The organism is Janthinobacterium agaricidamnosum (genome assembly GCF_003667705.1).
Taxonomy (GTDB): domain Bacteria; phylum Pseudomonadota; class Gammaproteobacteria; order Burkholderiales; family Burkholderiaceae_D; genus Janthinobacterium.
On sequence record NZ_CP033019.1, the window covers coordinates 5,109,389 to 5,135,912 of the forward strand.

Consider the following 26,524-nt stretch of genomic DNA (forward strand, 5'->3'; position numbering starts at 1 on the left):
CGTAAAGACTGGGAAGGCAGCTGTAAACAAGATGTAAAAAAGGCGGCTTTACCGCATAAAATCCATCACAATTGGCGCAAAACCACGCGCGCGGCGCACCGTTGTTGCCCTGGAGTAGCGCTATTGCTCGCCGGACAAGATAGAATGCGCGAGCGTCCGCACAAGGACGCCAAGCCTGCCGCACTGCCCTCCCCCAGTGACGCTGGACGGGATATACTGTATATTCATACAGTTATCGCCGCCGCTGTCATTGCGCCCCGCAGTGCCCTGGCCTGGCGTTCCAACCACTGTCTTTACTTAGCTTGAACACGTATGGCCACTAAAAAACCAGCATCCGACTACAGCGAATCATCCATCCGTGTCCTGAAAGGACTGGAACCCGTCAAGCAGCGCCCGGGGATGTACACCCGCACTGAAAATCCGCTGCACATCATTCAGGAAGTGATCGACAATGCCTCCGACGAGGCGCTGGGCGGTCATTGCACGCATATCGCCGTGACGCAGAACACGGATGGCAGCATCACCGTCGAAGACAATGGCCGCGGCATTCCCGTCGGCCTGCACCCGGAAGAAGGCGTGCCGACGGTGGAAATCGTGTTTACACGGCTGCACGCGGGCGGCAAGTTCGACAAGGGTTCGGGCGGCGCCTACGCGTTCTCGGGCGGCTTGCACGGCGTCGGCGTATCCGTCACCAATGCGCTGTCGACGCGCCTGGAAATCACCGTCTGGCGCAAGGAAAGCGACGGCAACGGCTTGCACCACATGGTGTTTGCCAACGGCGACGTGATCGAGCCCCTGAGTTCCCGCCCCGCCCCGCGCGACGGCAAGAAATCCGGCACGCGCGTCACGGCCTGGCCCGATGCAAAATACTTTGATTCGCCGAACATCTCGCAAACGGAACTGCAACGCCTGCTGCGCTCGAAAGCCGTGCTGCTGCCGGGCGTGACCGTCACGCTGACCAACGCGAAGACGGGCGATACGCAGACCTGGCAGTACGCGGAAGGCTTGCGCGGCTACCTGACCGAAACGCTGGCGCAGGTATCGAATGGCGAAACCCTGATTCCCCTGTTCGAAGGCGCGCAATACGCGGGCCCGGACTCGGAAGGCTTTGCCGAAGGCGAAGGCGCGGCGTGGGTGGTGGCGTGGACGGAAGAAGGCGCCATCGTGCGCGAATCGTATGTCAACCTGATTCCCACCTCGAATGGCGGCACGCACGAATCGGGCTTGCGCGACGGCCTGTTCGGCGCCGTGAAAAACTTCGTCGAGATGCACTCGCTGCTGCCCAAAGGCGTGAAACTGCTGCCGGAAGACGTGTTCGCGCGCGCATCGTTCGTGCTGTCGGCCAAGGTGCTGGACCCGCAATTCCAGGGCCAGATCAAGGAACGCCTGAACTCGCGCGACGCCGTGCGCCTCGTGTCGACCTTCACCAAGCCGCCGCTGGAACTGTGGCTGAACCAGCACGTCGACTATGGCAAGAAGCTGGCCGAGCTCGTGATCAAGCAGGCGCAGTCGCGCCAGCGTTCGCTGCAAAAAGTGGAAAAGAAAAAATCCTCGGGCGTGGCCGTGTTGCCCGGCAAGCTGACCGACTGCGAATCGTCGGACATCGCGCGCAATGAACTGTTCCTCGTCGAGGGCGACTCGGCGGGCGGTTCGGCCAAGATGGGCCGCGACAAGGAATTCCAGGCGATCCTGCCCCTGCGCGGCAAGGTCCTGAACTCGTGGGAAACGGACCGCGACCGCCTGTTCGCCAATAACGAGATCCACGACATTGCGGTCGCCATCGGCGTCGATCCGCACAGCGTGGGCGACTCGCCCGACCTGTCGGGCCTGCGCTACGGGAAGATCTGCATCCTGTCGGATGCGGACGTGGACGGCTCGCACATCCAGGTACTGCTGCTGACCCTGTTCTTCAAGCACTTCCCGGCCCTGATCAACAAGGGCCACATCTGCATCGCCCGTCCGCCTTTGTACCGCGTGGACGCGCCGGCGCGAGGCAAGAAGCCGATGCAGAAAATCTATGCGCTCGACGACGGCGAACTGCTCGCCATCGAGGACAAGCTGCGCAAGGAAGGCGTGAAACAGGGCGCCTGGTCGATCTCGCGCTTCAAGGGCCTGGGCGAAATGAACGCCGAGCAGCTGTGGGAAACGACGATGAACCCGGACACGCGCCGCCTGCTGCCCGTCACGCTCGGCGAAGTCGACCACATGGCCTCGGCCTCGCGCTTCAATATGTTGATGGGCAAGGGCGAAGCGGCCGGACGCCGCGCCTGGATCGAGGAACACGGCAATGAGGCGGAGGCGGATATCTGATGATCATCGGCATCGACCTGGGCACCACCAACAGCCTGGTCGCCATATGGCGCGACGGCAAGGCTTCCATCATCCCGAATGCGCTCGGTGAACACCTGACGCCGTCGTGCGTGAGCATCGACGACGACGGCACCGTGCTGGTGGGCCGCGCCGCGCGCGAACGGCTGCAGACGCACCCGCAGCTGACGGCGGCCGTCTTCAAGCGCTACATGGGCAGCGAAAAGAAGATCACCCTCGGCACGCAGCAATTCCGCCCGGAAGAACTGTCGTCGATGGTGCTGCGCGCGCTGAAGGAAGATGCCGAAGCCTTCCTGGGCCACAAGGTCGAGGAAGCCATCATCACCGTGCCCGCGTATTTCAGCGATGCGCAGCGCAAGGCCACGCGCATCGCCGGCCAGCTGGCGGGCCTGCGCGTGGAGCGCCTGCTCAACGAGCCGACGGCCGCCGCGCTGGCCTACGGCATCCGCGACAAGGAACAGGAAAGCAAATTTCTCGTCTTCGACCTGGGCGGCGGCACGTTCGACGTGTCGATCCTGGAACTGTTCGAAGGCGTGATGGAAGTGCGCGCCTCGGCCGGCGACAATTTTTTGGGCGGCGAAGACTTCGTCACCGTGCTGGTCGACGCTTTCATGGAAGGCAGCGGCCTGCGCGACGCCGTCGGCAGCCGCCTGCTCGACCCGCGCCAGCAGCAGCTGCTGCGCGACGAAGCCGAGCGCGTCAAGCGATTGCTGTCGGACCAGCCGTCCGTGCGCATGGCCACGCGCTACCAGGACAAGGAATACAGCTGGGAGATCGGCGAAGACAAGCTGGCGCAATTGTGCGAGCCGCTGCTGGCCCGTTTGCGCCTGCCCGTGGAACGGGCGCTGCGCGACGCCACCATCCGCGCGGCGGAATTGAATGAAGTGGTGCTGGCCGGCGGCGCCACGCGCATGCCGCTGGTACGTAAACTTGTCTCGCGCATGTTCGGCCGCTTCCCCGCCATCCACCTGGACCCGGACGAAGCCGTGGCGCTGGGCGCCGCCGTGCAGGCGGGCCTGAAGATGCGCGACGCGGCCCTCGACGAAGTGGTCATGACGGACGTGGCGCCGTATTCGCTGGGCATTTCGATTTCGCGCCAGGTCGGCGCGAACCAGTATGAGGGCGGCCATTACCTGCCCATCATCGAGCGCAACTCCGTGGTGCCCGTCTCGCGCACGGAAAACATCACCACCATCCACGACAACCAGAAGGAAATCAACGTGGCGATCTTCCAGGGCGAGTCGCGCCTGGTGGCCGACAACGTCTTCCTGGGCAAGATCAGCTTCCCGATCCCCGCCAAAAAGGCGGGCGAGATCGGCATCGACGTGCGCTTCACCTACGACGTCAGCGGCGTGCTGGAAGCGGAAGTGACGGTGCTGGCCACGCAGGAACGCCACAAGATGATCATCAGCGACAACGCGGGCGTGATGACGCCGGAACAGATCGAGCAGCGCTTTGCGGAACTGGCCGACCTGAAGATCCACCCGCGCGAGCAGATGGAAAACCGCACCCTCGTCACGCGCGCCGACCGGCTGTATGAACAGTCGCTGGGCGACGTGCGCCAGTACCTGGCGGCGCACACGGCCAACTTCCAGGCCGCGCTGGAAACGCAGGACCCGGCCACCATCCGCAAGGCGCGCCAGGCGCTCGACGAGGTGCTGCGCCAGGTCGAGAGCGAGAGCTTCCTGTAAATGGACGGTGGCATGCACAACGGCCAGCGCAGCCTGTGGGATATCCTCGGCACGGAGCCGACCGGCGACGAGCGCGCCCTCAAGCGCGCGTATGCGAAGCGCCTGAAGGTGACGCGGCCCGAAGACGATCCTGCCGCCTTCCAGGAGCTGCGCGAAGCGTATGAATACGCACTGCGCCATGCGCACCTGTTTGCTGATGAACTGCCGGAAGCGCAAGCGGCCGAAGCCGAAACGGCAGCGGCGCAAGCGCCAGAAGCGCCGCCCATGGAACCGGCCGACCTGTGGGGCGTCATCGACGAGCCCGCGCAGCAGGCACCTGCGGAACTGTGGGGCGTCATCGCCCAGGACCAGGCACCGCCGCCGGAACTATGGGGCGTGCTCGCCACCGATCCGGCGCAGGAAGCGGCCAATCTGTGGCAAGGCTGCCTGGCATGGATGCGGCACGCGGATGCGGGCGACGCGCTGGCCCGCATGCTGCAGGACGAGGCCATGCTGAACCTCGACGTGCGCGAGGAATTCGAGCTGTGCGCGCTGCGCTATTGCGCCAGCGCCGGCTATGACCTGGCGCTGCGCCACGCCCTGTTCGAGCAGCTGGGCTGGGACCACGACTTTTCCTATCTGGCGCGCAGCCATGCGGACCTGGTGCGCAGCGCCGTGCAGCGCTACCGGGCGGACCGCTCGTTCGCCCATTTCAGCGACAACCGCGACAGCTACCCCGGCCTGGACTGCATCATGTCGCAGCAGGCACCAAGCGCCTATGCGCGCCAGCTGTTCGACCAAAAATTCACGCTGCAGCTGCGCGAACTGCTGCACGCGATACGCTGGCAGCATGGCGAGATGCTGGCCTACAAGCTCGATACGGACCTGTTCGAGCAGTGGGAACACGCCGTGCATGGCAAACGCTACTTCAAGCAGACGGCGCTCGCGTCGGGCGGCCTGGGCTTCGTGCTGCACTTCATGCTCGCGGGCGTGCTCGATGCGGCCGGCTTCAAGCTCGGCGACGCGGCCGCCTATGCCAGCCTGCTCGGTTTCCAGGCGCTGGCCTTTACTCTGCTGGCCATGCATGCCTTGCGCTGGCCGGCGCCCTTGTTCGCGCGCCTGGATTCGCTGCAGGAAGCGCTGCAGGACCGCCTGCCCGTGCTGTGGCAGCGGCCCGGCTTGCGGCAGCTGGGCTGGATCGCGCCCTATCTGCTGCTGACGCTGATGCTGTTCCTGCCCGAACGCAGCGACACCGTGCGCCTCGTCACCGCGGCCGGCTTGTGCGCGTCGGCCCTGCTCGCGTATGCGATGAACCGCCAGCTGCTACATGGCATGCTGCTGCTCCTGGTTCTGGGCATGTCGCTGTTCGCCGCCATGTTCATGAGCGGCAAGGGCCAGTCGGCGCTGGCCATCGGCGACGCCATGCCGATGATGTTTTGCCTGGCTGCGCTGGCCCTGCGCAGCGCCACCGGCCTGTATGGCGATTGCGGCTGGCCGGAGGCGCTTTTGCCCCGCCTGCGCGCGGCATGGCTGATCGGCTGTGCGGGCTTGCTGTTGCAACTGTATTTGCAATTGCTGCCGGCCGCCCTCGTGGGCGCCGCGCTGTATGCCTGGTCGTGCGCCGGCCTGCTGTTTTCCCCCACCGATTTCAAATGGAAGACGATCTGGCCGGTGGTGCTGGTGCCGTCCCTCGCCAGCGTCGTGCTGGCCGGCCAGGCCCCGGCCATCCGCGCCATGCAGATGATGCACAACAGCGTGGAGCTGGCCCTGGCCGTGCTGTATTTCACCATGTGCTACATCTACAAGACCTACGGCAAATCCTTTTCCAAATCCGGGCTGTCATAATCGCCCCCATGAATTCAACCGCAACCACTTAACACCGAAACAAGCGCCATGTCCACACAAACCAATTTATTTGACGATGCCCAGCCTGAGCCGATCGAGCCGGATGAACCGGTATTCGACGGCGAAGCGCTGACCCTGTCCACCTTTGCCGAGCGCGCCTATCTCGATTACGCCATTTCCGTCGTCAAGGGCCGCGCCCTGCCCGACGTGTGCGACGGCCAGAAGCCCGTGCAGCGCCGCATCCTGTATGCGATGAATGAGCTGGGCTTGAATTCCACGGCGAAGCCGCGCAAATCGGCGGCCGTGGTCGGCGACGTGCTGGGTAAATTGCATCCGCACGGCGACCAGTCCGTGTACGACGCGCTGGTGCGCATGGCGCAGGATTTCTCCCTGCGCTACCCGCTGATCGACGGCCAGGGCAACTTCGGCTCGCGCGACGGCGACGGCGCCGCGGCCATGCGTTACACGGAAGCGCGTCTGACGCCGATCGCCAAGCTGCTGATGGATGAAATCGGCATGGGTACGGTGGACTTCCAGCCCAACTACGACGGTTCGACGGAAGAACCGAAGCTGCTGCCGGCGCGCCTGCCGATGGTGCTGCTCAATGGCGCCTCCGGCATCGCCGTGGGCCTGGCGACGGAAATCCCGTCGCACAACCTGGCCGAAGTGGCGAAAGCGGCCGTCGCCATGATCCGCGATCCGAAGATGACGCACGCCGAGCTGATGGCCATCATGCCCGGCCCCGACTTCCCCGGCGGCGGCCAGATCATCACGCCGCCCTCGCAGATCGCCGACATGTACGCGAGCGGCCGCGGCAGCATGAAGGTGCGCGCGCGCTGGAAGATCGAGGAACTGGCGCGCGGCCAGTGGCAAGCCGTCGTGACGGAACTGCCGCCGGGCACCTCCTCGCAAAAGGTGCTGGAAGAAATCGAGGAACTGACCAATCCGAAGATCAAGCTGGGCAAGAAGGCGCTGTCGCCGGACCAGGTGGCCCTGAAGGCGCTGATCCTCAATTCGCTCGACACCATCCGCGACGAATCGGGCCGCGCCGCGCCCGTGCGCCTCGTGTTCGAGCCGAAGTCGAAAAACCAGGACCAGACGGAATTCATGCTGATGCTGCTGGCGCATACGTCGCTGGAATCGTCGACCTCAATCAACCTGGTGATGATAGGCGGCGATGGTCGTCCGCGCCAGAAAGGCCTGGGCGACATCCTGCGCGAGTGGATCGATTTCCGCTTCGAAACCGTCACGCGCCGCACCGGCTACAAACTGGGCAAGGTCAAGGACCGCATCCATATCCTGGAAGGACGCGAAGCGATCCTGCTCAATATCGACAAGGTGATCCAGATCATCCGCAATTCGGATGAGCCGAAAGCGGCCCTGATCGAGGCGTTCAAGCTGTCCGAGCGCCAGGCCGACGATATCCTGGAAATCCGTTTGCGCCAGCTGGCGCGCCTGGAAACGATCAAGATCCAGCAGGAACTGGCCGAGCTGCGCAAGGAAGAAAAGTCGCTGCAGGACCTGCTCGACAACCCGGGCTCGATGAAGCGCGCCATCATCCGCGAGATCGAAGCGGACGCCAAGCAGTTCGGCGACGCGCGCCGTACCCTGATCGAGGAAGCGCAGAAAGCCGTGGCCGAACAGAAGGTGGTCGATGAGCCGGTCACCGTCATCATCTCGGAAAAAGGCTGGGTGCGCGCGCGTACCGGCATCGGCCACGATGCGGCGCAGTTCACGTTCAAGGCGGGCGACAGCCTGCATGGCGCCTTCGAGTGCCGCACGGTCGACACCCTGCTGGGCTTTGGCAACAACGGCAAGATCTACTCGGTGCCCGTCTCGGCGCTGCCCAACGCGCGCGGCGACGGCGTGCCGATCACGACCTTGTGCGACCTGAGCGGCGGCACGCCGGGCAACGCCGTGCGCATCCTGCACTACTTTGCGGGCCATGGCGCCACCAATTTGCTGCTGGCGTCGAGCGCCGGCTACGGCTTCATCGCCAAGGCGGGCGACATGACGAGCCGCCTGAAAGGCGGCAAGGCATTCATCACCCTGGACGATGGCGACGTGCCTTTGGCGCCGAAAGTCATCCCCGAGGCAGCCAGCGCCCTGGCCTGTTTGACGGAAGGCGCGCGCCTGCTGGTGTTCGGCCTCGATGAAATGAAAACCCTGTCCAAGGGCGGCACCGGCGTCAAGCTGATCGACCTCGATGCCAAGGACAAGCTGCTGGCCGTGCAGCCGATCACGCAGCGCGGCGTGGTGGTCTCGGGCATCGGCCGGGCCTCGAAACCGCAGGATGCGTCGCTGGGCGCCACGGCCCTGGCCGAGCACTTCGGCAAGCGCGCCAAGAAGGGCAAGGCGCTGGCGGCCAAGCTGAAGCCTGTCTCGATGGCAGCCATCGGCTGAGCGCCACCCAGCCACACAAAAAGACAGGTACGCCTGTCTTTTTTTTCGTTCATCGCATCTGGCAGCAGAGAAAATAATTTTACAGATAGGCGCCGTGCTCCCGTTATCCCTGCAGGCATGCCACCGGCATGCCGCTTACGGACAGGAGAGCAAGGATGACACACAACGTTTCAGGCAGGCTGCCATGCAGCGCCTGACGCCGGCAGAACGGCTGGTGGCGGCCAAGGCGGCCGAAGGCTTGCCGTATAAAAGCATCGCCAGGGAACTGGGCAAGTCGCCGGCCACCGTGCGCAACCAGCTGCATGCGATTTACCAGAAACTGGGCGTGGGCAACCGCACGGCGCTCGCGCACAAGTTGCGCGGCCAGCCTTAACGCCGCGCCAGGCGCAGCACGTCGGGCGTCGCTTCGACGATGTCGATCACGTCCTGCGCCCCGCCAGCATCACTCAGGGCATAGCGGCCCATGCCCAGGGGCACCAGCCGGGTAACGGGGCCGGCGCGGGGACGGTCGTCGGGGCCGGGCGCCATGGACGTCAATGTCGCCGCCCCTTGCGCCATGGCGCCGGCGGACGGGCCAAACTCCAGCACCTTGCGTCCCTTGCGGCTGGGAGGAAAGGCGAAGGTGGCCGTGGGCCGGTACACCTCGATACCGTCTGCATCCTCCTCGAAGGAATGCGTCCAGTTGCCGCTGGGCAAAGCCGTTGTCATACCGTGCATGCCGCCTCCCGTTTCACGCATTGACGCATTGACGTCAGAAACACGATACCACGCCGCCCAGGCTTTCATAGCCGCTCACGGAAGGCGACCAGGCCGTACCGTTCCAGGCCTTGTGGAACAGGGCGCCATTCGTGCCCGTGACAAACACGTCGAGGCGGTTCGCCGCCCAGGCCGTGGCGCGCGGGCGCGAAGTGCACACGCCGCCCAGGCTTTCAAAGCCCGTCAGCGACGGCGTCCAGGCGCTGCCGTTCCACGCCTTGTGGTACAGGGCGCTATCGGTGCCGATGACGAACAGGTCGAGCCGGTTGGGCGCCCACGACACGGCTTCCACCTCGCCCACGCAAATGCCGCCCAGCCGTTCGAAGCCGTCGTTGGAAGGCCCCCATTTCGCGCCGTCCCACCACTTGTGGTACAGCGCGCCATCGGTGCCCGTAACAAAGACGTCGAGCCGGTTCGGTCCCCACGCCACCGCCTTCGGCGACGAGGTGCAAATGCCGCCCAGGCGCTCGTAGCCCGTCAGCGACGGTCCCCAGGCCGTGCCGTCCCACCACTTGTGGTACAGCGCCCGGTCCGTGCCGATGACGAAGACGTCGAGGCGGTTCGGCCCCCACGCCACGGCTTCCGGCTGACCCAGGCAGATGCCGCCCATGGCTTCGTAGCCGGTCAGCGACGGCCCCCAGGCGGCCCCGTTCCACCACTTGTGATACAGGCCGCGGTCCGTGCCGACGACAAACACGTCGAGGCGGTTCGGCCCCCAGGCCACGGCGCGCGGGTCGCCCACGCACAGCCCGCCCATCGCTTCGTAACCGGTCAGGGACGGGCCCCAGGCCGTGCCGTTCCACCATTTGTGGAACAAGCCGCTGTCGGTGCCCGTGACGAACACGTCGAGCCGGTTCGGCGCCCACGACACCACCTGCGGCGCACTGGTGCAAATGCCGCCCTGCCCTTCATAGCCGGTGACGGACGGCGCCCAGGCCGTGCCGTTCCAGGCCTTGTGGTACAGCGCGCGATCGGTGCCCAGCACGAAGACGTCGAGGCGGTTCGCGCCCCAGGCCACGACGGGTGAGGAACTCTGGCGCGGCGTGGCGCCCGTGCCACCCGTCCCCGTGCCGATGCTGGCGCGCGGACCGTCGAGACAGGCCTGCATGCGCGCCACCTGGCCCGCCGTGAACATGAACATGGCGGGATCGTCGACGTAATCCATGTAGTTCATGAACATGTCGCCATTCGGCCCGTTGCTGCAGGAAATGTGGGGGAACGAAGGCTGGCCCGTGTTCGGTCCGCCCTGGTTCGGCGTGTCGGCCACGTTGTCCGTGCCCGAGCAGCCGGTGCCGTCGTCGCCCCAGATATGGTTCAGGTTAAGCCAGTGGCCGATTTCATGCGTGGCCGTGCGCCCCAGGTGGAACGGCGGCGCCGCCGTTCCCGTCGTGCCGAAGGCCGATTGCAGGATCACCACGCCGTCGGTGGCGGCCGGGCCGCCGGGAAATTGCGCGTAGCCGAGCAAGCCGCCGCCCAGCTGGCACACCCAGATATTCAGGTAGCTGTCGGCCGGCCAGGCATCCATGCCGCCCGTCGCCTGCGATTTGACGGCATCGTCGGCGCCAAACGAGGCCACGGTCGTCTGGCGCCGCTCGATGCCGCTGGTGGCCGCGCCATGCGGATCGATGGTGGCCAGCGCGAACTCCACGCGCGCATCGGCCGTCAGCGGCAGGAACGGCGCCGGCGTGCTGTTCACATCGGGATTGACGCGCCGGAAATCACGGTTCAGTACGTCGATCTGACTGGCGATCTGCGCATCCGAAATATTCTGCGCGGCCGTATTCCACACCACGTGCACGACCACCGGTATCTGCGTCACGCCGGAACGTCCGGCGCTGCTGCCGGCGCCCTCGTACATGCCAGCCTGGTTTTCAATATCGGCGCGGATGTTCGCATAGGAGGGGTCCTCCGTCAGCAGGCGGCGATGCACGTCCATCGTGGCGCAGGTGCGCACCTGCGGCGTACTGCCGCCCTGGCCGCCGCCGTCGCCGCCCATGCCGCCTCCACCGCCCCCGCCATCGCGGTCGCCCCCCATGCCGCCGCCATCGCCCACGTGCATGCAACTGGCGCCGGCCATGCCCTGCGATGCCTGCTGCATGCCGCCGCCCGGCATGTCGCCGCCGTTCGCCGCGGCCGCGCCCTGCGCGAGCGCCGCCTGGTCCGCGTACGACATACCCAGGCGCGGCCCCGGCATGGCGTCGGCGCCCGCCGCATCAGTACCGGCATGCACGTCGCCCTCGACCGGCATGGACTGCATGGACTGCATGGCCGGCGCGCCTTCGGCCGAACCGGTGGCCGGTAATTTTTTCGTTTTAGCGGTGCTCATGGTGCCTCCTTCGTCTGTTTGCCAATTCACTATGGCACGGCGAAAAGAGGAGCATTTGTGCCAGATCAAGACTGGCAAGCGGTGCCCGAAAAAAGTGGCAGACGAAAAAAAAGACAGCCGAAGCTGTCTTTTTGGCTTGCGGGCCGTGGCCCGCAAACGGGGAATTACTTGGCGGCGGCGGCCTTGACTTCAGCGTCGGCTTTGGCTTTGGCTTCTTCCGTCTTGGTGGCGGCGAGGGCTTTGTCGGCATTCGCTTCCACTTTTTCCTTGGCGACCTTGGCGTTCGCTTTTACGGCAGCCTTGGTGGCTTTCGCATCGGCCTTGGCATCGGTTTTGTCTGCCTTGGCTTCCGCTTTCAGCTTGTCTTCCGCATCGGCGTTGACGACTTTGTCATGGGCCTTGGCTTTGGTTTTGTTCGCCTTGTGATGGGCGTCAGCTTTCTTTTCGTCAGCCTTCATCTCGGCCTTGGCGACATTGGCGTCAGCCTTGGCATCGACTTTGGCTTCCGAAGCGGCAGCCTTGTTGACGTCTTTTTGCGCGGAAGCCTGGGCTTTCACGACAGCTTCCGTGGCCGGCGCGGTTTGAGCGAAGGCGGCGGTAGCAAACAGGGTAGCGATCAGTGCGGCGAGTAATTTGTTCATGATGAGACCTTTCAATATGGTTTAATTTTATTCTTACTAAAGGCGGGCAAAATGTTCAAAATTTGCCAGGCATCGCGCTGTTTCTTGATGTAGCGCAATGGCATGACTTCATAGTAAAGATAACTGGCAAACCACACAGTGCGGTAGCGCACTCAACGAGAAATATATGCAAATCGGCAAATTTCCCATCGAGCGCGGCCTGACGCTTCAGATCCTCATGCGCCCACGGCCAGCGCCGCGTGGCGCGCCGCCACCCACTCCTCGTTGGCCGGCTCCACGCCCACCACGATGCGGCTGGCGTCGGTGGAGATACGGCTGGCGTTGCGCGCATTGGCCTGCGCATCGAGCACGGGGCCGATAAAACCGAGCTCGGCGCAGATGCGCTGGCGCAATTCGGCGCTGTGTTCGCCGATACCGGCCGTAAACACCAGCATGTCCAGTCCCCCCAGCACGGCCGTCAGGGCGCCGATCTCGCGCACGATGCGGCGGATATATAAAGCCAGCGCGGCGCGGATGCGTTCGCCCGTCGCATCCTGCCGGTCCTGCTGCGCCAGCAAGACCGGCGGGTCGGCCGACACGCCGGACACGCCCAGCAAGCCCGACTCGTGGTACAGCACATGCGCCACTTTTTCCAGCGACAGCTTTTCGATTTCCATCAGGTAGATCACGGCGCCAGGATCGAGCGAACCGCAGCGCGTGCCCATCATCAGGCCGTCGAGCGCGGAAAAGCCCATGGTGGTGGCCACGCTGTGCAAATTGTCCATGGCGCACAGGCTGGCGCCGCTGCCCAGGTGGGCCACGATGACCTTGCCGCGCGCGACAGGGCCGAAACGCTGTTCCAGCACCAGCGACTGGTATTCGTAGGACAGGCCGTGGAAACCATAGCGGCGCAAGCCCCGCTCCCACGCATCGTAAGGCAGGGCCAGCATCTGCTCGACCTGCGGCACCGTGTGGTGGAAGGCCGTGTCGAAGCACGCCACCTGGGCGATGTCGGGCCGCGATGTGAGCAGCACCTCGATCGCCTCGAGCGCGAACGGCTGGTGCAGGGGCGCCAGCGGCACATAGCTTTTCAGGTCCGCCAATACCTTGAAATCGATGCGCACGGGGGCGAAGTACTTGCTGCCGCCATGCACCACGCGGTGCGCCACGGCGCGCAGCGCACGCCCGTCCAGCTGCGCCACCACTTGCGCGCGGATGTATTCGAGCGCCGCGTGATGCGGCTGCTCCGGGTCCAGTCGCAAGGCGACCGCCGGCAGGCCGCCGGCGCGGTAGGTGGCGCTTTCGCGGCCGATGCCTTCGACCTTGCCGCTCCATTGCGCCTGCTGCGGCAGCACGCCGTCCGCCTGTTCGAACAGGGCGAACTTGATGCTCGACGAGCCGCAATTGAGCACCAGGATCAAGGCACCGTCGGCGTGGGTGATTGGCGCGTTCATGGCGGCGTGCTCCGGTAATGGTTAGCCAGCATCACGGCGATGGCGCACGAGGCGATGCGGCTGGCGCGCGAATCGGCGCGGCTGGTGAGGATGACGGGGATCTTCGCGCCCAGCACGATGCCGGCGCTGTCCGCGTCGCCCATGTACTCGAGCTGCTTGGCGAGCATGTTGCCGCTTTCCAGGTCTGGCACCAGCAGGATGTCGGCGCGGCCCGCCACTTCCGAGACGATGCCCTTGACGGTGGCGGCGGCGATCGACACGGCGTTATCAAAAGCCAGCGGGCCGTCGAGGATCGCGCCCGTGATCTGTCCGCGGTCGGCCATCTTGCACAGGGCGGCCGCGTCCAAAGTCGCCGGCATGTCCGCGTTCACCGTTTCCACGGCGGCCAGGATGGCCACGCGCGGGCAGGCCACGCCGATCACGTGCGCCAGGTCGATGGCGTTGCGCACGATGTCGGCCTTCATGGCCAGGTTGGGCGCGATATTGATGGCGGCATCCGTGATGATGAAAGGGCGCGGATAGGCGGGCGTCTGCATCAGGAAGCAGTGGCTGATGCGGCGCTTGGTGCGCAGGCCGGCGCTGGCCGACAGCACGGCCGACATCAGTTCGTCCGTATGCAGGCTGCCCTTCATCAGCGCCTCGACTTCGCCCTTGCCCGCCAGTTCGGCGCCGCGCGCGGCGGCAGCATGGCTATGCTCGACGTCCTCGATGGCGATGCCGGCCAGGCTCAGGCCCGCCTCCAGCGCCACCGCTTCCAGGCGCGCGCGCGGCGCCACCAGCACGGGCGTGATCAGGCCGGCCGCATGCGCGTCCAGCGCGCCAGACAGACTCAGTTCATCGCAGGGGTGGATCACGGCGACCCGGATCGGCCCCAGCGTACGTGCGTGCTCGAGCAGGCGCCGCGTGCCGTCGCCGTTATGCAGGCGCACTTCGGGCAAGGTGGCGCGCGCCCGCTCGATCTGCTCGGCCGGCGCGATCACCTGCGCCTCGCCGTCGAGCACCACGGCGCCATGCTGGTTGACGCAGCGGCAAGCCAGGGTCACGTGGCGGCTGCGCGGCTCGCGCGCCGTGACGGTAACGCTGATGGCCAAGGTATCGCCCACGCGCACGGGTTGCAAAAAACGCAGGGTCTGGCCCGTGTAGACGGTGCCGGCGCCGGGCAGGCGCGTGCCCAGCACGGCGGATATGAGGGAAGCGCCCCACATGCCGTGCGCGATCACGCCCTGGTAACGGGTGGCGGCGGCAAATTCCGTATCGAGGTGCTGCGGGTTGTCATCGCCCGACATCACTGCGAACAGGGCGATATCGTCCATGCTCAGGGTGCGCGTGATGCTGGCGGTATCGCCGATGGCGATCTGGTCGAAGGTGCGGTTACGCACGATATGCAGATCATCGTCTTGGGTAGTAGTCATCGTGGTCTTCTAGGCAGAGGTAATATGTTTGGCCGGTTTGGCTTTGGGTCCGGCATGGGATGCGCGCGCGTCCGGCGGCAGCGCCTGCGCCTGCTGCTTGACTGCGCGGTCGAAGACGTCCAGCATCTGCTGCAGGCTTGCTTCCTCGTCCGGCGTCGGCGGCTCGGGCACCTGCAGCACCTGCTGCAGCCATTCGGCCAGCGCGCCGATGTCGTCCGGATCGGCGCGCGACAGCAAGGCCGGCAAGGCGGCGATGGCGGCATCGAAATCATGCAGCATCAGGCGCGCCTGCTGGCGCACGATGCCGCGGAATTCCTCCATGCTGACCTCCTGCCGGTATTGCGGCTTGATCAATTTGAGGGCCAGGTTGACCCTGCGCTCGTCGGCGATCATGCGGAAGCGGTAGATGTAGAACAGCGCGCGCACGGCCGCTTCCACCAGGCCGCCGCGCTGCATGTCCTCGTCCATCTTGCGCGTTTCGCAGCGCACGTATTCGCAATGCTCGGGCGAGATGCCGGGATGGGGGCGCGGCGGCGCAGCATCGCCGATGGACTGTCCCGTCAGCGCCTGCACCAGGGGCGAGCCGTACACCAGGTCGAAGGTGGTTTCCTGCACAGTATCGCGCCAGTCGCGCCAGCCGTTCAAACCGGCCGTGATGGCGCCGGAGACGGCTTCCTGCATGGCCAGCAGCGGGTTGTCGGGCGATACCGGCTGGCGGTGGGCGCGCACTTTTTCCGCCTCCTTGGCCACCAGCCTGGCCAGCGGATTGTGGTCGGTCCAGCGCTCGTACGACACGCGCAGCGGATGCGCAAGCTGCAGGAAGCGCGCGGTCTGCGGCGTGACCATGGCGCGCACCCACGGCTGCGCGAACGTGCGGTACAGGGCCAGGTTGACCTCGGATACGCGCGCGGCGGCGGCGAACTTGCGGTCGTTTTCCACGCTCGGCTGCACGATGGCGCGCACGTCCTCGATGCCGCGGTGCTCGACCTGCAGCACATAATCGCCGCTGGCCAGGTCGGCATTCGGCGTGTCGGGCGTCTTGTCGACGATCCGCGCTTCGTAGATACCGGCCGGCAGCAGGTTGATCAGGTCGATATTGCTGGCGAATTTCTGGTGTTCCTTGTGCCCCACCTTGGCCGAGACGAAGATGCCCAGGTGGCCGATGCTGTCATGCACGGCATAGACGATGGTCTGATCGTGCATCAGCACATCCTTGTCGTCGCGGTACAGGTCCGTGATCCAGCCCAACGCCTGCGGCGGCGGCGTGATGTTGTCGCCATTCGAGCAGAACACAACGATGGGCGAACGGATATTGCGCAAGTCCAGGCGCACGCCGTCGGAGGTGATCAATTCGGCCGTGGCCAGGCGGTTGCCGATGAACAGATTGTCGACGATGTACTGCATCTCGACGTCGTTGAGGAACACATGGCCGCCCCAGTATTTTTCAAATTCCAGGTAGCGGGGCGCTTCCGTATCGATGTTCGCGTACAGGTTGTACTGCTTGCTCCACAGCGTGTTGGCCGGGTTGAGCTTTTCGAAATTCTGCACCAGGCTGGCGCCGTCGAAACGGCCGTTGCCCAGGTCGCCCGCCAGCGCCGTGGCCCAGCTGCCGCCCATCAGGCCGCCAGCGTAGCGCATCGGATTGCGGCCATGCCAGCCGGCCCAGTAGGACACGGGCGCGCCGGCCACGATGATGGGGCCGAACAATTCCGGGCGCATGGCCGCCGTCATGAGGATTTGCCAGCCCGCCTGGCAATTGCCGATGACGACGGGCTTGCCTTCGCTGAGCGGATGCAGGGCGATGACTTTTTCCAGGAAGGCCGCCTCCGCATGCATCACGTCTTCCACCGTCTGTCCCGGCACGGGATCGGGCAGGAAGCCGATGAAGTAGCACGGATGGCCGGCGCGCAGGGCCACGCCGATCTCGCTCTCCGCCTTGAAGCCGCCGATGCCGGGACCGTGGCCGGCGCGCGGATCGACGACAACAAACGGGCGCTTCGATGGATCGGGTTCCGGCGCATCGGGCGTCAAAATGCGCGCCAGGCCATAGTTGACGGGGCGCGCCAGCTCCAGGCCCGACATCACCAGTTCGGCCGGGAAATCGAGCACGTTCGGCACTTCCTCGGCCAGGTGCTCCTGGTACTGGTTGCCGCGCCGGCGCATCACGTCCGCGTACAGCACGATGCGCTGCCACGAGTCGCGCGCATAATCGCCCAGCATGCCCAGGGACGGCAAGCCGCCGGTGGAGAAAAATGGTGCAGCTTCGGTTGTCATGGCTATCCTTTTCATGCAAAAAACGCCGGACCATTCCGGCGCGGGGGCTACGCCATCTGGCTGATGGTCTTGCGAAAACGCGCCAGCGCGAAGGTAAACAGGGCCGTGCCGATGGCCAGCAAGGCCAGGAACGGTTTCCACACTACGTCGATGCCGGCGCCCCGGTACAGGATCGCCTGGCTCAATTCGACGAAATGCGTGGTCGGGGCGATCAGCATGATGTTCTGCACCAGCTCGGGCATGCTTTCGCGCGGCGTGCTGCCGCCCGAGAGCATCTGCAGCGGCAGCAGCACGAGGATCAGCAGCATGCCGAACTGCGGCATGCTGCGCGCCACGGTGGCCAGAAAAATGCCCATCGAGGTGGTGGCAAACAGGTGCAGGGCCGCGCCGCACAGGAACAGCGCGATCGAGCCTTCGATCGGCACGTGCAGCATGCCGCGCACCACCAGGTTCAGCGACAGGGCGGCGGCCAGCAGCACCACCAGGCCCATCGACCAGACCTTGCCCAGCATGATCTCGGCCGGCGTCACGGGCATCACCAGCAAGTGCTCGATGGTGCCATGTTCGCGCTCGCGTATCAGGGCCGCGCCCGTGAGGATGATCGACAGCATCGTCACCTGGTTGATCAGTTCCATCAGCGAGCCAAACCACGCCTGGCTCAGCGAGGGATTGAAGCGCGCGCGCATCACCAGCTCCACGGGCGAGACGGTCGCGCCCCGGTAGCGCTTGGCGAATTCGGCTATTTCGCCGGCGACGATCTGCTGGATGTAGCCGCTGCCGCTGAAGGCCTGGCTCATGCGCGTGGCGTCCACGTTCAGCTGCAATTCCGCCTGGCGCCCGCCCAGCACGTCGGCCTGCAGCTTGGGCGGGATCGTCAGCACGAAGGTGTACCGGCCCGCATCGAGACCCGCATCGACCTGGCTCTGGTTGATCATGGCCGGCGGCGTGAACTGGGGCGGGAAGAAGGCCGAGGCGATGCGCGCGGACAGCGGCGAGCCATCCTCGTCGACGATGGCGATCGAGGCCATGTGCAGGGTTTCCGGCTTGGCCGTGGCGGCCACGTAGATGGCCAGGGTGAACGTGTAGAGGATCAGGATCAGCATCATCGGATCGCGGATCAGGCTCCAGATTTCCTTCACGCCCAGGCGGTAGATGTTTTCAAGATGGCGCATGTCAGCTCTCCTGTTTCTTCAGCAGCGCCACCGTCACGCCGAGGATCACGGGAATGGCGACGAGCAGGGGCCAGAACGAGGCGTGCAGGTCGCCGAAGCCCAGCGCCTTGTTGAATACGCCGCGGCTGATATTGAGCATGTGCGTGGCCGGGTACATCAGGCCGATGGCCTTGCCCACGCCTTCCATCGACGAGACGGGATTGAGCAGGCCGGAAAACTGGATGGCAGGGATCATGGTGCCGATCATGGTCACGAACAGGGCCGCGATCTGGCTGCGCGTAAAGGTCGAGGCGAACAGGCCGATGCCCGTGGCGCAGATATTGAAGATGAAGGTGGCGCCGATCAGGGTCGGCAAGCTGCCCTTGATCGGCACGCCGAAGGCGGTGACCGCCAGCAAGGCCATGAGGACGAAGTTGAACATGGCCAGCACGACGTAGGGCACCTGCTTGCCGAGCAAAAATTCCAGGCGCGTGACGGGCGTCACGTACAGGTTGATGATGGAGCCGAGTTCCTTTTCGCGCACCACGGACAGCGCCGCCAGCATGGCCGGCAGCATCAGCAGCAGCAGGGGAATCACGGCCGGCACCATGGCGGGCAGGCTTTTCACGTCCGGGTTGTAGCGGTAGCGCGTCTGGATGGCGACGGGGTTGCTCATCGTGATGCCATAGCGGTGCAAGGCCTGGTCGGCCAGCCACAGCTGATGCATGCCCTGCACATAGCCCTGCACGGTTTCGGCGCGCATCGGCATGGCGCCGTCGATCCACGCGCCCACCTGCGCCGGCGCGCCGCGCTGCACGTCGCGCGCGAAGCCGGGCGGGATCTCGATGGCCAGCGACAGTTCGCCGCTGCGCATGCGCTTGTCGATATCGGCATAGTCGCGCAACGGCGGGCGCTCGACGAAGTAGCGCGAGCCGGCCAGGTTGTTCGTGTAATTCTGGCTCAGGGTCGTCTGGTCGTGGTCGAGCACCGCATAGCTCAAGTCTTCGACGTCCAGACTGATGCCGAAGCCGATGACGAACAGCAGCAGCACGGAGCCGCCCAGCGCCAGGGTCAGGCGCACGGGGTCGCGGCGCAATTCCAGCGCCTCGCGCCACATGTAGCTGAGCATGCGGCCCAGGCTGAAACGGCTGCGCCGGTGCTGCGGCGCCGGTGCCGTTTCCTGCGGCACGGATGCCGGCGTTTCCTGCACTGTTGCCGCTGCCGTACCGCCGCCCGCCTCTTCCAGGTAGGCGATGAAGGCCGCCTCCAGCGACGGCGCGCCCTTCTTGCGCACCAGTTCGGCCGGCGCATCGCTGACCAGCACTTTACCCGCGTGCATCAGCGAGATGCGGTCGCAGCGCTCGGCCTCGTTCATGAAGTGGGTGGAAATGAAGATGGTGACGCGGTCGCGCCGCGCCAGCTCGATCATCAGGCGCCAGAAATTGTCGCGTGCGATGGGGTCGACGCCGGACGTCGGTTCGTCGAGGATCAGCATTTCCGGCTTGTGCACCATGGCCACGGCCAGCGACAGCCGCTGGCGTATGCCCAGCGGCAGGCTGTCGGGCAAGTCGTCCATCACGGCGCGCAAGTCGAAGCGCTGCGCCATTTCGTCGATCCTCGCCGGGATCTCGCCCTCCGGCACGTGGAACAGGCGCGCGTGCAGCACCAGGTTCTGGCGCACCGTCAGTTCGCTGTACAGGGAAAACGCCTGCGACATGTAGCCGACCCTGCGGCGCGTGTCGATGTCGTTGGAATCGACTTCCTTGCCGAACAGCCAGGCCTTGCCTTCCGTGGCCGGCAGCAGACCCGTGAGCATCTTCATGGTGGTCGACTTGCCGCAGCCGTTCGAACCGAGAAAACCGAAGATCTCGCCGCGGCCGATGCGGAAATTCACATGGTCGACGGCGGTAAAATCGCCGAAGCGCATGGTCAGGTCTTTGGCCTCGATGGCGACGTCCTGCGCGCTGGCGGCGTCCAGCGGCGTGATCACGACGGGCTGGTGGCCGGCGCGCTTGGCTTCGGGCAGCAGTTTGATGAAGGCCGCTTCCAGATTGCCGCTTTCTGTGCGCGCCAGCAGTTCGGCCGGCGTGCCCGTATCGAGCACCTTGCCGTCATCCATGGCGACTAACCAGTCGAAGCGCTGCGCCTCGTCCATGTAGGCGGTGGCCACCATCACGCTCATTTGCGGGCGCTGCACGCGGATGCCGGCGATCAGGTCCCAGAACTGGGCGCGCGCCAGCGGATCGACGCCGGTGGTCGGCTCATCGAGAATGAGCAGGTCGGGATCGTGGATCAGGGCGCAGCACAGGCCCAGCTTCTGCTTCATGCCGCCCGACAGCTTGCCCGCCGGGCGCGCGAGGAAGGGCTGCAAGCCCGTGCTGCGGGTCAGCTGGTCGATGCGGCGGCGGCGCTCGGCCGCGTCATGGCCGAACAGGCGCGCGAAAAACTGCAGGTTTTCCTCGACCGACAGGGTCGGATACAGATTCTTGCCCAGGCCTTGCGGCATGTAGGCGATGCGCGGGCAGACGTCGTCGCGGTGGCGCGCATCGCGCATGTCGCCGCCCAGCGCCATCACGCTGCCATGCTGCACGGCGCGTGCGCCGGCCACCAGCGACAGCAGGCTCGATTTGCCCACGCCATCGGGGCCGATCAGTCCCACCATGCGGCCGGCCGGCACGTCGAGGTCGATGCCGTCGAGCGCCACCGTCTTGCCGTAATGCTGGCTGACGCCCTTGATGCTGACGACAAAGGAAGTCACGTCCATGCTCACTGCGGAACCTTCGCCGTCAGTTCAGCGGGCCAGGGCTGCTTCGCATCGAGGCGCACCCAGGCCACGCCGGGCAAACCCACTTTGACCAGGGCCAGGTGCTTTTGCAGCAGCTCGCGGCTGATCTGCGCCTTCACGCGGAACATCAGTTTTTGGCGCTCGCTGGCCGTTTCCACCGTCTTCGGCGTGAACTGCGCGCTGGCGGCGACAAACGAAATCGTGGCGGGAATCACGTAATTGGGCGCCGCGTCGAGGATGAGGCGCACTTCGCCGCCCAGCGCCACCTTGCCGGCCGCCGTCTCGGGCAGGAAGAAGGTCATGTAGACGTCCGACAGGTCGACCAGGTTGAGCACCTTGCCGCCGCCGGCCAATACTTCGCCCTGCTGCGCCACCAGGTATTGCACGCGGCCGTCGCGCGGCGCCGTCAGCTGGCCATCGGCCAGGTCGGAATCGATGCGCGCCGTGGTCGCCTCGGCGGCCACGACGGCGGAACGCGAACCGACCACCTGCGCTTTTGCCGCATCGATGGCCGCCTGCGCCGCCGTCACCTGCGCCTTGGCCGCATTCAGGGCGGCGGCCACGCTGCGCACGCGGGCGCGGTCGTCGTCGAGTTCCTGCACCGAGGAAGCGCCTTCCTTCGACAGGGTTTCGGAACGGGCCAGGCGGCGCCTGGCCGCATCGAGTTCGCTTTCGCGCTGCGCCACCATGGCCAGCGCGGCCGCCTTGTCGCTTTCGCGCACGGCCACCTGCGCCTGCGCGCCGACCACGGCATCGGACGCCTGCTGCTGGCGCGCGCGCGCCTCGTCGCGCTGGGCCGTCAGCGAGTCGACCTGCATGGTGGCCAGCGGCTGGCCCGCCTTGACGAAGTCGCCCTCGCGCACGAGGATCTCCTTGACCCGGCCGGCCAGCTTGGTGGCGACGTCGACTTCCGTCGCTTCGATGCGGCCATTGCCGCTGACAAAACCTTCGCCAGGGCCCGTGGGGCGCATTTTTTGCCAGGCCACGTAGCCCAGCACGAGCACGGCCACGACCAGCGCCGCGGGGATGAGTTTTTTCTTCAGTTGAGCATTCATGGTATCGGGGCGATCAAATTAGTGAGTGGAAGCGGCGGCGGGTGCGGGTGCGCCGCCGCCCAGGGCCGCGTACAGGCTGACCTGGCTGGACAGCAGCGCGCGGCGCGTCTGCACCAGCTGCTGCTCGACCGTCAGCAGGTCGCGCTGCGCATCGAGCACTTCCAGGTAGGGCGCGGCGCCATTGTCGTAGCGCAGCTTGGCCAGGCGCGCGCGTTCGCTCTGCGCGGCCAAGGTGGTCTTGCCGATATCGACCTGCAGCGCCAGCCAGCGCCGGTTCGACAGCGCGTCGGCCACTTCGCGGAAGGCGCCCTGCACGCTCTTTTCATAATTGGCCACGGCCACGTCGCGGCGTACCTCGGCCAGGTCCATATTGGCGCGGATGCGGCCCGCGTCAAAAATCGGCAGTACCAGGCGCGGCGCGAAATTCCAGGCCCCGCTGCCCGAGTCGAACAAGCCGCTCAATTCCGCGCTGGCCGTGCCATAAGCCGCCGTCAGCGAAATGGTGGGGAAGAAGGCGGCGCGCGCGGCGCCGATATTGGCTTGCGCGGCGCGCAGCTGGTGCTCGGCCGCGATCAGGTCGGGACGCTGCGTCAGCAAGGCCGAAGGCAGGCCCGCATGCAGCGGCTGCAGCACGCTGGCGTCGTCAAAGCGGCGCACCTCGCCAGCCACTGGCGTCAGGTCGACGGGGCCGCCCACCAGCTGGGCCAGCGCATGCGCCTGCACGGCGCGCGCCTGCTCCAGCTGTGCCGACAGCGACAGGGCCTGGCTGAGCAGGGTTTCCACCTGCGTCAGGTCCAGCTTGGAGATCGACCCCACCTCGAAGCGGCGCGTGAAGATGCGCAGCGATTCGGCGCGGCTGTCGACCGTGGCGCGCGCCAGTTCCACGCGCTCGTCGAGTTCGCGCAAGCCCAGGTAGCCATTGGCCACCTGCGCCACCAGGGCCACGCCGACGGCGCGGCGCGCCTCGTCGCTGGCCAGCAGGGTTTGCAGCGCGCTGTCCTTCAGGCTGCGCACCCTGCCCCAGAAATCGAGTTCCCAGGCGCTCACGTTCAAGCCCGCCTGGTACTGCGCGCTCGTCATGGCGCGGCCCGTCGGACTCAGGTCGTCTGGCACGCGCGCGCGGCTGCCGGAGGCGCCCAGCGCGATGGTGGGGAATTGCTCCGCGCGCTGGATGCCATACGCGGCGCGCGCCTCTTCCACGCGCAGGGCGGCGATGCGGATATCGCGGTTGCCGGCCAGCGCCTGCGCAATGAGCGCCTGCAGACGCGGGTCGGCAAAGTAGGCTTGCCAGGCGACGTCGGGCGCCTGCGCGCCGGCCGGATCGGCTTCCGGATACTGCGCCGCCACGGGCAGCGGCGGCGGCGCGTACGGCGGCGCCAGCGAGGCGCAGCCGGCCAGGGCCAGCGCGGTGGCCAGCGCGGCCATCCTGGCGCGGTTGGACAAAGTAGAAACAGCCATGGTCATCTTCTTCCAGTCAATTCAGAATGTTGTAGCCGCCATCGACATACAGGGTGCCGCCCGTGATGGCGCGCGCGCCGTCGCCGGCGAGGAAGGCGCACAGCGCGCCCACGTCCTCGATGGTGGCCAGGCGGCGCATGGGCGAGCGTTCGATGGCGTCGGCCATCAGGCGGTCGAAATGGGCGATGCCGGAAGCGGCCCGCGTCTCCAGTGGGCCCGGCGAAATGGCGTTGACGCGGATGCCTTGCGGCCCCAGTTCGGCGGCCAGGTAGCGCACCGACGCTTCCAGCGCCGCCTTCACGGGCCCCATCAGGCCGTAGTCGGCGATGACTTCCTCGGCGCCCAGGTAGCTCATGGTCATCAGGCTGCCGCCGTCCCGCATCAGGGGTTCGGCCAGCTTCGCCATGCGCATGAAGGAATGGCAGGAAATATCCATCGCCTGCGCGAAACCGTCGGCCGAACTGTCCGTGACCCTGCCATGCAAATCCTGTTTCGGCGCGTAGGCAATGGAATGGACGACGAAATCGATGGCGCCCCACTGCCGTCCGATCTGCGCGAACAGCGCTTCGAGCTGGCCCGGCACGGCCACGTCGAGCGGCGCCATGATGGCCGCCTGCACTTGCTGCGCCAGCGGCTCCACGTGCGCTCTGGCCTTGTCATTAAGCCAGGTCACGGCCAGTTCGGCACCGGCCGCGCGCAGCGCGCTGGCGCAGCCCCAGGCGATGCTTTGCGCATTGGCGATGCCCACCACCAGCCCACGCTTGCCCTGCAAAGGCAAGTGCGGGTGCAAGCCGGCCGTCATGCCTGGACCGGACGCAAGGCGGGCCACGGCGTGGCCGCCTGCACGCAGCGCACCGCGCCGGCACGCGTGGCGGCCGCGCTGATGGCCAGGGTCACGCCGCCGGCGCGCGCATACGGCAAGGCAATCGGTGTGTGGGGATGGAGGGTATTGCACGCGTCAGGCGCGGGGGTGTGCATCTTCATGAATCGGCTTCCGTCACTGAAATTCGAGGCCGGCACCAGTGCATTCTCGGGGAACTGGTACAGGGCGAAAATTACTCTACAGCATTTAGATACGTGATTCGCGATGAGTCCGGTCCGCATGCTTATCGTTTTTGAGCTAGGTCAACTATAAGTGCGATTGCGGCGATGCAACATTGATATACATCAAATTCTACATCAATATTATTTAAATGAACTAATTGACAAGCAATCGAATCGCGGTGCTTATTTGATAATATCGCGGGGCTGGCGCACAGAAAGGCGGCCGAGCAAAAGAAGGGGAATTGCCTGAAAAACAAACTACGCGGCGCCGTGGCGCGCGGCGCAAGGCGGGGAACGGTGAAACGGGGGGCCATGCTATTGCGATGCAACATGGCCCACCATGCTTACTCCAACGACATGAACGGCATTATTTTCCCGCTGCCGGGGCGGGACGCGAATACAAGTCGATGATGGTGCTGATCCCATCCTGGCATACGGAACAGAAGGTCTCGCTGCGGTCGAACATGATGCACTGCATCTCGGGACGGTAGTAGCCGGACGATTCATAGTTCGCGCCTTCGAAGGCGCCCACCGCATGGCGCTGCGGCGCCTTCGAGAACAGCTGCTGCGTGTATGCCAGGTCGGCCTTGAACAAATCGCTCATCTCGCTTTCCGGGCGGTTGGCCGCGCGCAGGGCCGCGCGCTGCTTCTGGTATTCGCGCGCATGGCTGTCGTACGCTTCCTTCGGCCAGGGCGTCGGCAGCGGCGTGCCGGCCTTGACGTGGCTCTTCCATTTCAGCTTGGCTGGATCGCGCAGCGCCGTGGCATTCGGCTCCCACGGCTCCTGGCGCTCGCCGTTCGACTGGTAGGCCACGGGCGAAGTGTAGTACTCGTCGGCCAGGCCGGCGAAATGGTGGCCGAATTCATGCACGAACAGGTAGTTGGCCCAGTCGTTGTTCGCTGCCGCCGTGCTGAACTGGCCGAAGATGCCGCCGCCGCCGTAGGTATCGTTATTGACGAGGATTTCGATGAATTCGTACGGCGCGTACTGCGCCAGGTCGCGCAGCGCGCGGTTGTCCGTCGTCAGCACATAGCGCTCGCTGCCGAAGATGTCGTAGCGCGTGCCCAGCGGCGAGGCGTGATGCACGCCCGTCGATGGACGCGACACGCCCGATTCCTGCGTCGGCGCGGCCATGGCCCAGACGTTGAAATCATTGGCCCGCTCGCGAAATGGCGAGACGGTAAACAGGTGCTCGGCCAATTTGCGCGCCGTCGCTTCGAACTTGCCCATTTCGGCGGCCGTGTAGCCATCGCCCATGATCAGGAGATCGACCTTCTCGGACGAGGGGCCTTCGACACGGATCGGGATCGGCTTGACGGGCGCCGGCGGCTGCTTGCGGATCACGTCCTGCGCGGCAGGATCGACGTCGGTGCTCCACACAATGGAAAACAGGCCGCGTTCGTCGCGCTTGAGGATGCGCACGCGCACGGGCTGCTCGGGCTGCGGGAAGCGCACGGACTCCTGGAAGGCGCGCGTGGTGGTTTTCGCTTCGTCGGTGCTGGCCCACTCGCCGAAGATGGTGGAAAAGCCGCGCGAGTACAGCACCTTGCCCGACTTGATGTCGACCACTTCCAGCATATTGTTGCCGCGGTTGCTGTCATCGATGGGGCGCGCCAGGTTACCGGGCCATGGCAGGGGCTCGACCAGCACGCGCTCGACCGCATAATGCTCGCCCAGCGCATTGCCGCTGTGCTGGTAGTCGAGGCGCATGGTGGCCGGCTGGGCTGCGTTGGCCGCTTGCGCGGCAGGGACGATGCCGGCGGCCAGCGCCAGCGCGCACAGGAAGGATCGAATCGGGATCTGCTGCATCTCATTCCTAACACGGTAGAAAAACGGGTAAAAGAAGCGGATTTCCGAACAAACAGCGGCGCCAGCGGCGGGCATGGAAAAATCCGGTGCGGCACATTGTAGCGACAGGAATCGGCACTGCAAAGCATCCATT

At 65.7% G+C, this 26,524-nt stretch carries 18 protein-coding genes; 5 read left to right on the forward strand and 13 right to left on the reverse strand.

Going from position 1 to position 26,524, the window contains the following annotated elements:
* Positions 1–312 precede the first annotated feature (312 nt).
* The 5 genes from D9M09_RS23085 to D9M09_RS23105 all read left to right on the forward strand — a co-directional run bounded on the left by D9M09_RS23085 (position 313) and on the right by D9M09_RS23105 (position 8,619).
* A complete protein-coding gene (locus tag D9M09_RS23085; protein WP_121670474.1) occupies positions 313–2,310 on the forward strand; it encodes a DNA topoisomerase IV subunit B in 1,998 nt (665 codons plus the stop codon).
* Positions 2,310–4,019, forward strand: a complete 1,710-nt coding sequence (locus D9M09_RS23090) for a molecular chaperone HscC (RefSeq protein WP_070288625.1) — start codon at positions 2,310–2,312, stop codon at positions 4,017–4,019. Before D9M09_RS23085 ends, D9M09_RS23090 begins: the two co-directional genes overlap by 1 nt.
* A gap of 12 nt (positions 4,020–4,031) precedes the next feature.
* Complete coding sequence (locus tag D9M09_RS23095; RefSeq protein WP_121670475.1) at positions 4,032–5,843, forward strand: J domain-containing protein; 1,812 nt, start codon at positions 4,032–4,034, stop codon at positions 5,841–5,843.
* A gap of 48 nt (positions 5,844–5,891) precedes the next feature.
* Entirely contained in the window at positions 5,892–8,246 is a 2,355-nt protein-coding gene (gene parC / locus D9M09_RS23100; RefSeq protein WP_121670476.1) for a DNA topoisomerase IV subunit A, read from the forward strand.
* Positions 8,247–8,430: 184 nt separating this feature from the next.
* Positions 8,431–8,619: a helix-turn-helix domain-containing protein gene (locus D9M09_RS23105; protein ID WP_121670477.1), complete on the forward strand. Its 189-nt coding sequence runs from the start codon at positions 8,431–8,433 to the stop codon at positions 8,617–8,619.
* Here D9M09_RS23105 and D9M09_RS23110 read toward each other — a convergent pair.
* From D9M09_RS23110 to D9M09_RS23175, 13 genes are all read right to left on the reverse strand, one after another.
* Positions 8,616–8,963, reverse strand: coding sequence for a hypothetical protein (locus D9M09_RS23110; protein WP_162995778.1), 348 nt, complete (start codon positions 8,961–8,963; stop codon positions 8,616–8,618). The two genes, D9M09_RS23105 and D9M09_RS23110, sit on opposite strands and share 4 nt — an antisense overlap.
* Positions 8,964–8,997: 34 nt before the next feature.
* The gene (locus D9M09_RS23115; protein WP_205602293.1) at positions 8,998–11,328 is read right to left on the reverse strand and encodes a M43 family zinc metalloprotease; all 2,331 of its coding nucleotides are present in this window, start codon (positions 11,326–11,328) and stop codon (positions 8,998–9,000) included.
* 164 nt (positions 11,329–11,492) lie between these two features.
* Entirely contained in the window at positions 11,493–11,969 is a 477-nt protein-coding gene (locus D9M09_RS23125; RefSeq protein WP_070224288.1) for a hypothetical protein, read from the reverse strand.
* 215 nt (positions 11,970–12,184) lie between these two features.
* Positions 12,185–13,402: an acetate/propionate family kinase gene (locus tag D9M09_RS23130; protein ID WP_121670480.1), complete on the reverse strand. Its 1,218-nt coding sequence runs from the start codon at positions 13,400–13,402 to the stop codon at positions 12,185–12,187.
* The gene (locus D9M09_RS23135; RefSeq protein ID WP_121670481.1) at positions 13,399–14,814 is read right to left on the reverse strand and encodes a bifunctional enoyl-CoA hydratase/phosphate acetyltransferase; all 1,416 of its coding nucleotides are present in this window, start codon (positions 14,812–14,814) and stop codon (positions 13,399–13,401) included. The genes D9M09_RS23130 and D9M09_RS23135 overlap by 4 nt, the downstream gene beginning before the upstream one ends.
* A gap of 9 nt (positions 14,815–14,823) precedes the next feature.
* A complete protein-coding gene (locus D9M09_RS23140) occupies positions 14,824–17,088 on the reverse strand; it encodes a DUF3141 domain-containing protein (RefSeq protein WP_121670482.1) in 2,265 nt (754 codons plus the stop codon).
* A gap of 47 nt (positions 17,089–17,135) precedes the next feature.
* A complete protein-coding gene (locus D9M09_RS23145; RefSeq protein WP_099409173.1) occupies positions 17,136–18,260 on the reverse strand; it encodes an ABC transporter permease in 1,125 nt (374 codons plus the stop codon).
* A 1-nt stretch (position 18,261) separates the two neighbouring features.
* On the reverse strand, positions 18,262–21,003 hold the full coding sequence (gene rbbA, locus D9M09_RS23150) for a ribosome-associated ATPase/putative transporter RbbA (RefSeq protein ID WP_121670483.1): 2,742 nt from the start codon (positions 21,001–21,003) through the stop codon (positions 18,262–18,264).
* Positions 21,004–21,005: 2 nt separating this feature from the next.
* Positions 21,006–22,079 carry an HlyD family secretion protein gene (locus tag D9M09_RS23155; RefSeq protein WP_121670484.1) on the reverse strand — a complete coding sequence of 358 codons (1,074 nt, stop codon included), beginning with the start codon at positions 22,077–22,079 and terminating at the stop codon, positions 21,006–21,008.
* Between the two features lie 18 nt (positions 22,080–22,097).
* Positions 22,098–23,543, reverse strand: a complete 1,446-nt coding sequence (locus tag D9M09_RS23160; RefSeq protein WP_430886677.1) for an efflux transporter outer membrane subunit — start codon at positions 23,541–23,543, stop codon at positions 22,098–22,100.
* Between the two features lie 10 nt (positions 23,544–23,553).
* Complete coding sequence (gene fabI, locus D9M09_RS23165) at positions 23,554–24,339, reverse strand: enoyl-ACP reductase FabI (RefSeq protein ID WP_121670485.1); 786 nt, start codon at positions 24,337–24,339, stop codon at positions 23,554–23,556.
* Positions 24,336–24,521 (reverse strand): hypothetical protein, encoded by a 186-nt coding sequence (locus D9M09_RS23170; RefSeq protein ID WP_121670486.1) that lies wholly within the window; start codon positions 24,519–24,521, stop codon positions 24,336–24,338. The genes fabI and D9M09_RS23170 overlap by 4 nt, the downstream gene beginning before the upstream one ends.
* Before the next feature lie 427 nt (positions 24,522–24,948).
* The gene (locus D9M09_RS23175; RefSeq protein ID WP_121670487.1) at positions 24,949–26,391 is read right to left on the reverse strand and encodes an IgA Peptidase M64; all 1,443 of its coding nucleotides are present in this window, start codon (positions 26,389–26,391) and stop codon (positions 24,949–24,951) included.
* Between the last annotated feature and the right edge of the window lie 133 nt (positions 26,392–26,524).